12 protein-coding genes, 1 riboswitch and 1 other annotated feature are annotated in these 13,050 nt (G+C 43.6%); of the genes, 9 read left to right on the forward strand and 3 right to left on the reverse strand.

The features are described 5' to 3' along the window. Positions 1-16 precede the first annotated feature (16 nt). Positions 17-228, forward strand: a binding site (T-box leader). 75 nt (positions 229-303) lie between these two features. Beyond that, complete coding sequence (locus CQS04_RS12720) at positions 304-1,470, forward strand: pyridoxal-phosphate-dependent aminotransferase family protein (RefSeq protein WP_100354496.1); 1,167 nt, start codon at positions 304-306, stop codon at positions 1,468-1,470. After that, positions 1,463-3,046 carry a phosphoglycerate dehydrogenase gene (serA, locus tag CQS04_RS12725; protein WP_100354497.1) on the forward strand — a complete coding sequence of 528 codons (1,584 nt, stop codon included), beginning with the start codon at positions 1,463-1,465 and terminating at the stop codon, positions 3,044-3,046. The genes CQS04_RS12720 and serA overlap by 8 nt, the downstream gene beginning before the upstream one ends. Before the next feature lies 1 nt (position 3,047). Here serA and CQS04_RS12730 read toward each other — a convergent pair whose 3' ends face one another. After that, the gene (locus CQS04_RS12730; protein ID WP_100354498.1) at positions 3,048-3,815 is read right to left on the reverse strand and encodes an HAD family hydrolase; all 768 of its coding nucleotides are present in this window, start codon (positions 3,813-3,815) and stop codon (positions 3,048-3,050) included. Between the two features lie 88 nt (positions 3,816-3,903). Between CQS04_RS12730 and CQS04_RS12735 the strand changes: the two genes are divergently transcribed. The 4 genes from CQS04_RS12735 (at position 3,904) to CQS04_RS12750 (ending at position 7,417) form a co-directional block, all read left to right on the forward strand. Continuing rightward, positions 3,904-4,065, forward strand: a complete 162-nt coding sequence (locus CQS04_RS12735; protein ID WP_094944724.1) for a Fur-regulated basic protein FbpA — start codon at positions 3,904-3,906, stop codon at positions 4,063-4,065. Positions 4,066-4,142: 77 nt separating this feature from the next. Then, complete coding sequence (locus CQS04_RS12740; protein ID WP_100354499.1) at positions 4,143-5,297, forward strand: DEAD/DEAH box helicase; 1,155 nt, start codon at positions 4,143-4,145, stop codon at positions 5,295-5,297. Beyond that, the gene (locus CQS04_RS12745) at positions 5,294-6,520 is read left to right on the forward strand and encodes an aminopeptidase (RefSeq protein ID WP_100354500.1); all 1,227 of its coding nucleotides are present in this window, start codon (positions 5,294-5,296) and stop codon (positions 6,518-6,520) included. The genes CQS04_RS12740 and CQS04_RS12745 overlap by 4 nt, the downstream gene beginning before the upstream one ends. A gap of 21 nt (positions 6,521-6,541) precedes the next feature. Continuing rightward, the gene (locus CQS04_RS12750; protein ID WP_100354501.1) at positions 6,542-7,417 is read left to right on the forward strand and encodes an SGNH/GDSL hydrolase family protein; all 876 of its coding nucleotides are present in this window, start codon (positions 6,542-6,544) and stop codon (positions 7,415-7,417) included. Between the two features lie 200 nt (positions 7,418-7,617). Here the strand turns inward: CQS04_RS12750 and CQS04_RS12755 are convergent, their stop codons facing one another. Then, positions 7,618-8,703: a M20 family metallopeptidase gene (locus tag CQS04_RS12755; RefSeq protein WP_100354502.1), complete on the reverse strand. Its 1,086-nt coding sequence runs from the start codon at positions 8,701-8,703 to the stop codon at positions 7,618-7,620. Positions 8,704-8,776: 73 nt separating this feature from the next. Continuing rightward, positions 8,777-8,867, forward strand: a riboswitch (TPP riboswitch). Positions 8,868-8,951: 84 nt separating this feature from the next. Between CQS04_RS12755 and thiT the strand changes: the two genes are divergently transcribed. After that, the gene (thiT, locus tag CQS04_RS12760; protein ID WP_100354541.1) at positions 8,952-9,533 is read left to right on the forward strand and encodes an energy-coupled thiamine transporter ThiT; all 582 of its coding nucleotides are present in this window, start codon (positions 8,952-8,954) and stop codon (positions 9,531-9,533) included. A gap of 47 nt (positions 9,534-9,580) precedes the next feature. Then, positions 9,581-10,333 (forward strand): type I methionyl aminopeptidase, encoded by a 753-nt coding sequence (map, locus tag CQS04_RS12765; RefSeq protein ID WP_100354503.1) that lies wholly within the window; start codon positions 9,581-9,583, stop codon positions 10,331-10,333. Positions 10,334-10,368: 35 nt separating this feature from the next. Here the strand turns inward: map and CQS04_RS12770 are convergent, their stop codons facing one another. Beyond that, entirely contained in the window at positions 10,369-11,076 is a 708-nt protein-coding gene (locus tag CQS04_RS12770; protein ID WP_245858818.1) for a tryptophan-rich sensory protein, read from the reverse strand. A gap of 171 nt (positions 11,077-11,247) precedes the next feature. Between CQS04_RS12770 and CQS04_RS12775 the strand changes: the two genes are divergently transcribed. Then, complete coding sequence (locus CQS04_RS12775; RefSeq protein WP_100354505.1) at positions 11,248-13,038, forward strand: M3 family oligoendopeptidase; 1,791 nt, start codon at positions 11,248-11,250, stop codon at positions 13,036-13,038. Positions 13,039-13,050 lie beyond the last annotated feature (12 nt).

The raw sequence follows: 13,050 nt of genomic DNA on the forward strand, positions 1-13,050 counted from the left end.
ATAACTTCAGATCGATTCAACTATTTGGATAGAGACATGTTAAAAAAATCGTGTGCTATAGAGAGCTGATGGTCGGTGAAAATCAGTCACACCTTTTTTAATTCCACTCTTGAATAGGCAGACGGAAATGTCTGTCCGTGTAGAAGACGTTACCTTCTTTCATTAAGATACTGATTGCAGTCAGTAAATGAGGGTGGTACCGCGTGAGCAAAGCTCTTCGCCCCTTGTCAGAGGACAAGGTGTGAAGAGCTTTTTTCAATTGGTGACGATACTGAAGAAGATTTCTATTAGGGAGATGACGTCATGTTAACGGAACAAATGATATTACGTATACCAGGACCGACTCCGGTTCCTCCTCGTGTGCAACGCGCTATGCAACAACCGATGATTGGGCATCGTGATCCTGAGACTCGTGAGTTATTGAAGTCTGTCCAGCCAGGCTTACAACAACTGTTTGGAACAACGCAACGGGTTTCCATTATAGCGGGCAGTGGTACGTCCGGACTTGAAGCCGCGGTCATCAATACAGTAGCTCCTGGTGAAAAAGTCATTGTCTGTGTGACAGGGGCTTTTGGAGAACGGTTTGTCTCTATCTGCAAAAGCTATGAAATAGATGTTATCGTCTTAGAAGAACAGTGGGGGGAAGCAGTGCGCGCAGACCGATTGCAACAATCACTCCTCGAGCATTCAGATGTTACTGCTGTCTTTCTGACTTATTGTGAGACATCTACAGGTGTCTTGAATCCCATTGATACGCTTTCAAGTGTCGTCCATAGGTATTCAGATGCTTTAGTGATTGTCGATGCCGTCTCGTGTCTAGGGGGCGTCGAAACAAAGCTTGATGACTGGGAACTCGATATCGTTGTCACAGGGTCTCAAAAAGCCCTTATGCTCCCTGGAGGTCTGATGTTCGTTGCTTTCAGTGAGCGAGCTCAGGCAAAAATGGAAGCCAATCCTCGACCTCGCTTTTATCTGGATTTACTAAAGTATGACAAGGCTTCAAAGGAATCTTCAACTCCGTTCACACCAGCAACTTCACTTCTTTTCGGGTTACAGGAAGTTGTGCAGCAACTAGCTGAAGAAACAATTGAAGGGGTCTATAAGCGACATCTTTTGATGCGTGAGATGACGAGACGAGGTCTAGAAGCAATGAACTTAAACCTTCTAGCAGCCGATGCAGTTGCTTCACCCACAGTGACAGCGTTCACTGTTCCGACAGTCGAAGCAAAACAGGTACGAAACGCGTTAAAAGAGCAGTTTGGTATCCGCATTGCCGCAGGACAGGGCCATCAAAAAGACACGGTTCTTCGTATCGGTCACATGGGTTATTGCACAGCTACTGATGTTTTGACCGTCATTGCAGCTCTTGAAGTCGTCCTGATGAATCTCGGTCACACGTTTTCTCCAGGTGCAGGTACGGTTGCTGCTCAACAAGTCTTTTTAAAGAAAGGAACTGGTGTACATGTTTAAAGTACTCGTATGTGATCCACTGAGTGAAGAGGGACTGCAACCGATTCGGAGCAACCCTCAATTTCAACTAGACGTATTGACAAATCTTTCTAAGGACGAATTGTTCGATAGAATTGGCCAGTACGACGCTCTTCTTGTACGCAGCCAGACACAAGTAGACGCAGCCTTACTACAGGCTGCTAATAAGCTCCAGATTATTGGACGAGCAGGTGTGGGAGTAGACAATATTGATTTGAAAGCTGCCACAGAACAAGGGATTTTAGTGGTCAATGCACCTGACGGGAATACAAACTCTGCTGCTGAGCATACGATGGCCATGTTGATGGCACTTGCTCGGAATATTCCACAAGCCTATCTATCTTTAAAAAATGGCAACTGGGACCGGAAATCGTTTATTGGAATTGAGTTGAAAGGGAAGACACTCGGTGTGATTGGTCTTGGTCGTATAGGAGCAGAGGTGGCACAGCGGGCAAAAGGCCAGCGCATGCAGGTCATAGCTTATGATCCATTCTTATCAGAAGAGAAAGCAGAAAAGATGGGAGTCAAAAAAGGAACTGTTGAAGAAGTGGTGCGAGCTGCAGACTTCGTCACTGTGCATACACCTTTGTTGAAAGAGACGAAACATTTACTGAACGCTCAGGCGTTTGCACAGATGAAGCAAGGCGTGTATATCATCAACTGTGCACGAGGCGGCATCATTGATGAAGAAGCTCTCTATGAAGCGCTACAACAAGGTAAAGTAGCAGGAGCAGCACTTGATGTCTTTGAAGTGGAACCTTTCGTAGATCACAAACTATTGAACCTTCCACAAGTGATTGCTACACCCCATCTCGGTGCGAGTACAGTGGAAGCTCAAGAAATAGTTGCTGTAGATGTCTGTGATGATGTGGTCCGTTACTTTACAGGCCAAGCCGTAAAAAATCCAGTGAACCTGTCTGCAGTTCCTAAAGAAGTGCTTCAAAAAGTAGAACCCTACTTGATGCTAGGAGAAAAGCTTGGGTCTTTCATTCAGGATGTCTCACAAGGAATCGTTCAAGAACTACGTGTTACGTATTCTGGGGAACTTCAAGACTTTGATGTGTCTCCGCTGACACGCAATGTCGTGAAAGGATTTTTAAGAAGTCGCTTAGGAGAATCCGTCAATGAAGTGAATGCAAAGCTGTTCGCCGATCGTCTCGGTATCACCATCATTGAACAGAAGACATCTCAGTCAAAAGGATTTACAAGTCTCTTAACGGTAGAAGTGGTCGCAGAAAATGGAACACATAAAGTAGCGGGGACGTTAGTGAATGGATTAGGAGCGCGTATCGTCCGAGTGGATGACTTTGTTGTGGATGTGCCACTTGAAGCGCATCTCCTGTTTATCCAGCATCTTGATCAACCGGGTGCGATTGGGCGCGTGGGGATGTCATTGGCTGAAGAACGAATCAATATCGCTTCTATGCAAGTAGGACGAGCTGAAAAGGGTGGAGCGGCCATCATGATGTTGACCGTAGATAAACATGTAAAGCCTGCAAGTGTGGAGAAGCTCACAACACTTGCAGACATACAAGACGTTATTGCGATTGAGTTGTAGGCTAAAGGATATGCAGCAGTTCCGCCAGGCGATGGATCGTGTATGTAGGATGGACATCAGCGGGAGGAGTTACCCCGTGATGATTGATCCAAACGCTATCGATTTCAAGGGCATTGGCTCCTCGAATATCGGTCTGTAAATTGTCGCCAATCATCATCACTTGTTCTGGTGCACAATCTAGCTTTTTCAAGATTTCCAGGAAAGGTGTTGTGTCCGGTTTCCCGATGCCTACTTCTCCTGAAATCACGATGGCATCAACATAAGTTGCCAGCTCAGGAGTAAGGCTTAGTTTCGTATTCTGGAGGCTAGGTGCACCGTTTGTCAGTAACCCTATTTTATAGTCCTTTGCCACTTCTTGAAGGACTTCAAATGTCTCTTCGTAGACGAAAGGATTTTCTTTTCTGAATGCAACAAATTGCTTGGCTAAGGTCAGTGCCAATTGTTCATCGTTTCTATCAATTTTGTATAAAGCGTTTTTCCATGCTGTTTTCTGGTACTCAGCGATTTTCTGCTCCATTGCAGGAAAGTCAAATGTGCCGTCATCGAATGTGCCCCAGAGACCTTCAAACGGATTGATTCCAATCTGTTGGGTAAACGGATAGAATGGATAGCTTTTATAAAGTTTTGGAGCCTCTTCACGAATGGCTAGATAGAGGTCATCAGAATGGTCTTTTCCAACTGCTTCGCATGTGAATCGTAGCGCGGTCTCGACACTTTTCGCATCCCACAAAAGTGTGTCGTCTAAATCAAAAATAAGGGCTTTTTTCACATTCCCACCAACCTTTTTGGATTTGTGTTTATTTTACAGGAAAGAGTGGTAAAGAAAAGAGCATTTATTTTTAAAGGAGTGTTCCACCGTGAACCACATCAAGAAAAATTCTATGACCGAGCTGCGTCGTGATGAATTATTACAGCGATTAATCGACCAAGGGATCTATAAAGTAGATGGCCGCCAACTATTTGAATTGTCCTTTTATGAACTTGTTAAAATTTATACTACGACTCAAGAAACTGCTTAGACACAAAGTCCTCTGCTAAGAGGGCTTTTTTTGTTGCCTCGTGGTAAACTATAGGGAAGAAAAGATGAGGTGTAAGTATGACAATTCAACAATTAGATGCTATTTGGCAAGAAAAATGGACAAAAGAAAATTTTCAAAGTGAAATGCCTATACAGACGAAGATGATTCCCCTGTTTTTAGACGGAGCAGATATCGTAGCGGAATCTCCTACGGGTACAGGAAAGACGTTAGCCTACGTGTTGCCGTTACTGCAATTAGTAGACGGGAAGAAACCACACACGCAAGCCGTTATCATAGCACCGTCACAAGAGCTGGGTATTCAAATCATTGAAGTCCTTCGCAAGTGGACCGCGGGCACAGCGATTTCTACAGCGCAATTGATTGGCGGGGCCAATATGCAACGTCAAGTAGATAAACTGAAGAAGAAACCCACTATAGTAGTAGGGACTCCAGGACGTTTAAACGAGCTTGTCAAAAACCGCAAGCTAAAAATGCATGAGGTCCGTCATATCGTGTTAGACGAAGCGGATCAACTACTCAGCAGAGAACATAGAAGCACCGTACGCTCCATTATCGATGCGGCAGTTGAAAAACAATTGGTCATTCTTTCTGCAACAATTACTGAAGAGATTGAACTCGTAGCGGAACGAGTGATGAAGAAACCGCATATGATTCAGGTGGAAGCGGCTGAGCTGCCGTCTGTTGGAAACGTCGAGCACGTCTATTTGGAAGTGGATCGTCGCGATAAAACGGATATGCTACGACGCATTAGTCACCTACCAGGAATGAAGGGACTGGCCTTCATCAATAGTTTAGACCAGCTCATGATGAAAGAAGAGAAACTCTTGTTCCGTGATGCGCCGATTGCTGCTCTGCATGGTGCTATGAAAAAAGAAGACCGCAAACGGGCTCTGGATGACTTGAAAAAAGGCAATGTCAAACTATTGATTACTACAGACGTAGCTGCTCGTGGACTTGATATTCAAGATGTCACGCATGTCATTCATGTGGATGTTCCTCAAACAGAAGAACACTATCTACACCGTTCGGGACGAACAGGTCGTGCAGGAAGAGATGGAATGGTCGTATCCTTCCTTGAGTTCAAAGATGAAAAAGCATTTAAGAAGCTCACTTCAAGTTTGTCGGTCAAACCTTTAGAAGTAACTTGGAGTCAAGGGGATTTCGTTCCTGCCAAACGCAAGTCTGTAGAGAAAGGAACCAAGCGCAAATGACATTTCAAGAAAAATTGACGGAATATGCAGACTTGGTCGTTCAAGTCGGATTAAACATCCAGCCGAATCAATACTTACAAATCCAGACGACTACTGATGCACTGGAATTTGCTCGCCTTGTTGTAAGACAAGCCTATCAGGCTGGAGCAGGGCATGTAGACGTTCAATTGAACGATAATGATATGACGCGTGCATTCTATGATTTGGCACCAGACGCTTCGTTTGAGGATGTACCAAATTGGATTGCAGCGCAACGAGACGAAATCATCGACCGAAAAGGTGCGCTCCTGTGGATTGATGCAGAAGATCCAGATCTTTTAGAAGGAGTTCTTCCATCAAAAATCAGTCGTTTCCAAAAAGCGTCTTCGGAAAAGCTGAAGCGCTATAGAAAAGCAGTTATGAATGATGACATCACATGGAGTATCGCTGCTGTCCCTTCTAAAAAGTGGGCACAAAAAGTCTATCCTGAGATGACAGAAGAGCAGGCAGTAGAAGCTCTTTGGAATAAAATTTTTGAAGTTGTCCGCATTGGTTCAGGGAACGCAGTTGAGTTGTGGAAAACGCATATTGCTCAGTTGAACGACCGTGCGGCATACCTGAACAGCCGAAACTATGACGCCCTGCACTATGTTGCTGAAGGAACGGATTTGATTGTTGGATTGCCTAAGGATCATATCTGGATGAGTGGGAGCAGTATCAACAGTTCAGGAACTCCGTTTATTGCAAACATGCCGACAGAAGAAGTCTACACACTACCTGATCGGACACGCGTCGATGGAACAGTCCGTAACTCTAAACCGTTCATCTACCAAGGAAACCGAATCGACGGCTTTACTTTAACATTTGAACAGGGTCGAGTCGTCAAAGCATTAGCTACTCAAGGGCAAGAATTGCTCGATGAACTACTTGCTACTGACGAAAATTCCAGTTATTTAGGAGAAGTCGCTCTAGTACCTTTTGATTCTCCCATTTCCAATAGCAATACGACTTTCTTTAATACATTATTTGATGAGAATGCTTCCAACCACTTTGCATTTGGTGAGGCCTATCCTACTACGATACAAGGTGGAAAAGGATTATCGGAAGATGAATTGTTGGCAAAGGGAGCGAACGTCTCCATCGTCCATGAAGATTTCATGGTAGGAACAGCCGATATGTCGATTGATGGAATTCTTAAAGATGGAACAAGAGAAGCCATTTTCCGTAATGGAAACTGGGCATAATACGAAGAGGAGGGACTGACTATGAGAAAATGGATAGGAACACTAGTCGTTTTGTTTGCATTCTCTAGTGTGTTTCCCGCCTCAGCTTCCGCTCGGCAGGTGTATGTGGCTTTAGGAGATTCTTTAGCTGCCGGACAAACCCCTTACCGAGAAATCGATCAAGGGTATACAGATCTTGTAGCAGGAGAGCTCGCAAGATCGGGGCAACTGGCTCTGTTTTCTAAGGATCTGGCATTTCCGGGATTTACAGCGGAGCAAGTGCTGAACTCCATTGAAACCGAAGAAGCTCAACAGCTTGTCAGCCAAGCTAGTTTGATTACGGTGTCTGCGGGTGCAAACGACTTATTACGGATCGTGAACGCAAATCCAGAACAAGGCACACTTGCATTTCAACAAGTACAGGTGGATTTCGCTCTCAATCAGGCTCGAATTTCTGTGGAAACGTTGTTAAAGAAGTTAGAAGAGCTTGCTCCTCAAGCAAACGTTTTAGTCGTAGGCTATTACTTTGCTTACCCACATGTAGCGGATTTTCAAAAAGAGGGGACTTCCAAACAACTAGACCGCTTAAATCAAATTCTTGAACAATCAGCTAGAAAGTACGGTGCTAATTATGTAGATGTCACAGAACGGATGAATACGAATTTAAAAGCATTCGTACCTAATCCGGCGGATGTCCATCCTGTTCAAGAAGGCTATAGACAGATGGCCAACAGTGTCTTGCAGGAATTAAATCCAGGCTACGTGATAGAACCCTATGAGATGCCAGCACCAAATCCGATGTCGTTTGAAGAGATCCAGGCAGCTCAAGAAGAACAACAACAAGCAGAAACTAACGATCAAGCGAGCGTGCCTGGACAACCAAATCTAGCTCTAGCACAGCCGATTCCATATATTTAAAAAAACCGAGGCGAATTGAGTTCGCCTCGGTTTTCATCTTAGTAACGTTTAGTTGTTTTACGTGAGTTCAAAAACTTTTTAACGATTGGATAGACAATCGGAGCCCACTTAATAGCGGATTTCAATAAATTCGATTTGCGCATATTCATCTCTCCTAAGTAATTCGTATGGTACCATACTTTACCCGCGTAAGGATTCTATTAAACCTCTTCCACTTCAGGCACACCAGTATAGAAAGCAAACTCCATCAGAATATCTCGGTAGCGTTCCATTGAAGCGATAGAAACAAATTCTCCAGGGCCGTGCCAATCGCCACCAGCTGGTCCGAATTCAATAGCGCCAGCTCCGGTCACTGCGTAATGTCTTGTATCTGCAGAACCGTGCTGTCCCATGATTTCCGTTTCCTCTTTCATAATATCGAGAAGTTGCAGGATGCGTGGATCTTTGTCTGAAGTCGTCACAGCAGGTGAAATTCCGCGTCTTCTTAGTTCGGCGTTTGGAAAGTGCTCATCTAAAATAGATTGGAGCTGCTGCTCGACGAACTCCACAGATTGACCCGGTACAAAACGAATATCGTATCCTACCTCACAAGTATCTGGAACCATATTGAACCGATCACCAGCTTGAATACGAGCTAAGTTGATAGATGGGTGCTCATAATAATCAGTGCTTTCTTTAGTCCATTCCTGTTCAAGTAACAATTGATGAAAGCGGTGAGACTGCAAAATGGCATTGTCACCTTCCCAAGGGCGAGAACCGTGTGCAGCTTTTCCGTGGAATGTAATAAAGAATTGAGAGATTCCTTTAGCTTGTAATCCAATTTTTAAAAACGTTGGCTCTCCGCAAATAACAAAATCTCCAGTATAGCCTTGCTCAACTAAGTACTTGGACGTCTTAGAACCACCTGTTTCTTCATCAGTAACTAAATGTAGCTGGACTTTCTTTGTCAATCGGTCAGGATGTTTACAAATTCCTGCAAAGGCGGCCATCATGGCAGCACAACCACCTTTCATATCGGCAGAACCACGTCCAAATAATTTGTCGCCTTCAATATAAGGCTCATACTGTTCAGGTTTCCCGGGAACAATGTCCAAATGACCATTCCAAATCAACGTTTCGTCACCTTGTCCGATTTCAGCAACTAACATTTTGTATCCTTTATTCTCTAATACATTTACTTGGACACCCTGTTCTTTTAACCATCGTGCTGAAAAGTCTAATGCCTTATTGGCACCTTCTTGTGTATCGCTAGGAATACGTATCAGATTTTGGAGTAAATCAATCATTTGAATCCGTCCTTTCAATTTGTAGAGTTGATTAATTGTAGTTGATAAAGTAGAATGAGAGCAAATCTAAATATGTTACCACAAGGGGCGTCGCAATGCGGCTGAGAGAGTACCCTTAGAACCTGGAAGTTCATGCTTGCGTAGGGATGTGGATAGAAACTGATGTTTATGACGTCTGGCTCTGTCCAGAGGTCATTTTTTATTGTTTACCCATTCAGATCAAGAAGGTAACAGGAAATGGAGAGCTTATGAGAAATCAAAAAGTCTTAATCATGATTGAGATTGCGCTACTTGCAGCATTAGGATTTGTGTTAGACCGTGTGGGCTTTGGGATGCCACAAGGTGGAAGTGTCACATTTGTACTTGTTCCCATCATCTTGATCGCTTTCCGAAGAGGGGTCGTTGCAGGAATTGTAACAGGATTATTGATTGGTCTATTACAACTTGCTACGGGGAACGTGTATTTTGCACCTTTAAGTTTTGAGATTGTCATCATTCAAGTATTCATGGATTATTTCTTGGCCTTTATGGTTGCGGGGTTTGCAGGAGTGTTTCGTCCCGCATTTGTCCGTGCCTATGAAGATGGTCGTCAAGGTGCCATGATGCGAGCGGTATTGTTTGGTACCATTCTCGCAGCAGTACTACGCTATTTTGTCCATGTGTTAAGTGGCATCTTTTTCTTTGGGGAGTTTGCAGGAGATCAAAATGTTATCCTTTATTCCTTAGTCTATAATGCAACGTACATGAGTCTAGTGTTACTGTTCGCAGCTGTAATCTGTACTCTTTTGTTTGTCAAAGCGCCGCGTCTTGTAATCCCTCAATCTGCTTAAAATATGCTATGATAGCAGATAGTCAGTAAAGAAAGGGTTCGAACGCAATGATTATACAAACACCTGAAGAACTACAAGGGTTAAAAAAAATAAGCCGCATCGTCGCTGAGATTCGCGATACGATGAAGGCAGCTGCCAAACCAGGCATGACCACAAAAGAACTAGATGAAATCGGTGCAAAGCTTTTTGAAGAAAAAGGCGCTGTCTCGGCTCCAATCGCAGAATACGATTTTCCAGGGCATACTTGTATCAGTGTCAACGAAGAAGTCGCTCATGGTATTCCAGGAAGTCGCGTTTTACAAGAAGGCGACCTTATAAACATTGATGTTTCTGGTAAGTGTGATGGGTTTTATGCAGATACAGGAATTTCATTTGTCCTTGGGGAAGCAGATGCAGAAAAGCAAAAACTGATTGATGTAGCGCAACAAGCATTTGATCGTGCGATGTTGAAAGTGAAGGCCGGAGCCAAACTGAATCAAATCGGTAAAGCGGTTGAGCGCGAGGCGAAATCTAACGGGCTTACCGTCATCATGAACTTGACTGGGCACGGTGTGGGACGTTCCCTTCATGAGGCACCACAACATATTCTGAACTATTATGATGCTTGGGAACCTACTATCCTGAAAGAGGGTATGGTTCTAGCTGTAGAACCGTTCATCTCACAAAAAGCAGAATCGATCATGGAGCTTGGGGATGGTTGGACATTTGTCACACCGGACCGCTCTTTAGTAGCTCAAGTCGAACATACAATTGTTGTGACTAAAGATAAGCCACTTATCTTAACTCAATTAGAAGACTAAAACAAAACCTCTCTGCAGCCGCAGAGAGGTTTTATTTAGCTTCGCATGGGTTTGTTCAAATAAAGAATCCCAGCCACTAACACACTACTCAAGAATAAAGCAGCAGCAGAAACTAAAAGTTCGTCGAGACCGAGACGAACAGCAATCCCTACAAATGCCCAAATAAACACACCTTGCATGATTCGGTCATAATAGTGATAACGGAAATGAAGGGCAATAGCTGTTGCAAACGTAAGGACTACAACCGTCCAAAGTTGATCGGAAAGTCCCCAGCCATCCCACTCGTAGTAAGTGAGTACGTATGAAATGTTTGCTACTAATGCTACACACACCCATCCCAAATAGACAGAAATAGGACCTCGCTCTTTCCAGTCGGACCCGTAACGTGGATAAGTGCTATAAAGAAGTGCGAGAACTGCAACTAGACCTACCATCATAACAAGTGTATAAAGAAAATATTCATAATGCCAAGTCAAAATCCATCCACAATTGAACAACGAACTCAACACGAACAATACCGTGCGTTTTGCAACAGGTGGCCTTCCACGTTTGGCTAAGACATACTGGTAAATAATCCAAATAGCGGCCAACACATAAATGACACCCCAAATAGAAAATACGTACCCAGCCGGTGTGAAGAGTACAGGTAACCGATTTGAGATGTCTCCAGTCGTCTGTCCATTAATCGGCAGAATATTGGCGAGGGCATTGACGATCACAGTTGCAATAAGTGCGATCCCCATAACTACTAGTTGTAAAATAAATATCCCTCCTTCATGACTAGTATTAGTATACCTGTCTTTCCCTCAATTGAGAATTGAAGGCTTTGTGAATTCGTTTGAATGTAGGAAATAATGAGAAAATTATAAGAAAACATGATATACTTAGGGAGACGAAATGAAAGGGGAATCTTAATGACAACGACTACATATCCACTCGTATGGGACCTGGACACATTCTTTCCTGGAGGGTCTGACTCACCAGAACTAGCAACACATCTTGAAAAAGTAGAGCAAAAAATTGCCTCGTTTGAAGGTGTGGTGAGTGATATTCAGACACCACAATCTGTATCTCAAGCATCCGCTATGAGAGAGACGATTGAACAACTAAAAGACATCGCTACAAATCTTTCTGAAGCAGGAGCTACCATTGGTTGTTTCTTAGCACAAGACACCACTGACAAAAAAGCCGCATTACTTCAAGGACAGGTGAGTAGCTTAGGAGCACGTCTGAGCACGATTTTACTAACTATCCAACAAAAATGGAGTCAGACTGAAGATAGCGTATGGAACGAATTGCTAGCTTCAAAAGACTTACATGAGTTTGAATTTATTTTAAATGAATGGAAAGAAAAAGCGGAGAAGAAACTTTCACAAGAAGAAGAATCTCTAATCACGGCTCTTGGTGTAGATGGGTATCAAGGCTGGGGGCAACTCTATGATCTGTTGATTGCAGATATGAAAGTAACAATCAATGTGGAAGGCGAAGAAAAGAAACTTTCAATTGGTCAAGCGAGCAATTTATATTCTCACGCTAATCCAGAAGTTCGTAAAGCAACAAAAGATGCTTTAGAACAAGCATTTACCGAGAAAGAAGAGTTCTTTGCCAAAACGTTAAACCACTTAGCAGGTTACCGTTTAGCCGTTTATAAAAAACGTGGTTGGAACGAGGTTCTAGATGAGCCACTTTCCATCAACCGGATGAGCCAGGAGACATTAGATGCTATGTGGGGCGCTATTTCGGATGGAAAAGAACCATTCGTACGCTACTTAAATAAAAAAGCAGAACTACTTGGCACAGAAAAACTCCACTGGCATGACATGGATGCTCCGATAGGAGAATCTGCAAAATCGATGGACTATCAAGAAGGCGCGGAGTTCATCTTGAAGCACTTCAAAAAATTTGGTCCAGAGCTGGAGGCGTTCTCTCGCCATGCTTTTGAAAACGGCTGGATTGAAGCAGAGGACCGCGATAACAAACGTCCAGGTGGATTCTGCACGGGGATGCCAGTTTCTCAAGAATCTCGTATCTTTATGACGTATTCTGGTTCGATGTCGAATGTATCCACTCTAGCACATGAACTAGGTCATGCTTTCCACTCGTATGCTTTACGTCCCGTACATTGGTTGAACCGTCAATATGCAATGGGTGTAGCAGAAACTGCTTCTACTTTTGCTGAAATGATTGTAGCTGATGCAGCTGTTGCAGAAGCCACATCTCAAGAAGAGAAAGCCGCATTACTTGAAGATAAGATCCAGCGCAGTGTAGCTTTCTTCATGAACATCCATGCTCGTTTCTTATTTGAGACTCGCTTCTATGAAGAACGCAAAAAAGGTGTCGTCTCTAGTACACGCTTGAATGAATTGATGGCTGAAGCACAACAAGAAGCTTTTGCAGGTGCACTTGCTGACACGCATCCACATTTCTGGGCGTCGAAACTTCATTTCTATATCACGGGTGTACCATTCTATAACTTCCCGTACACGTTCGGATACCTGTTCAGTCTTTCAATCTATGCGAAAGCAAAAGAGGAAGGAACTGCATTTGAAGAGAAATATATTGCACTTCTTCGTGACACGGCTATCATGTCAGTTGAAGATTTAGCGAAAAAGCATTTAAATGAAGATATCACGAAAAAAGATTTCTGGGCAAAAGGGATTGCTCTTTGCCATAAAGATGTAGAGGAATTCTTAAGCCTCGTGTAAGTAGGGGGAATA

It is taken from the genome of Chryseomicrobium excrementi, assembly GCF_002798305.1.
GTDB lineage: Bacteria > Bacillota > Bacilli > Bacillales_A > Planococcaceae > Chryseomicrobium > Chryseomicrobium excrementi.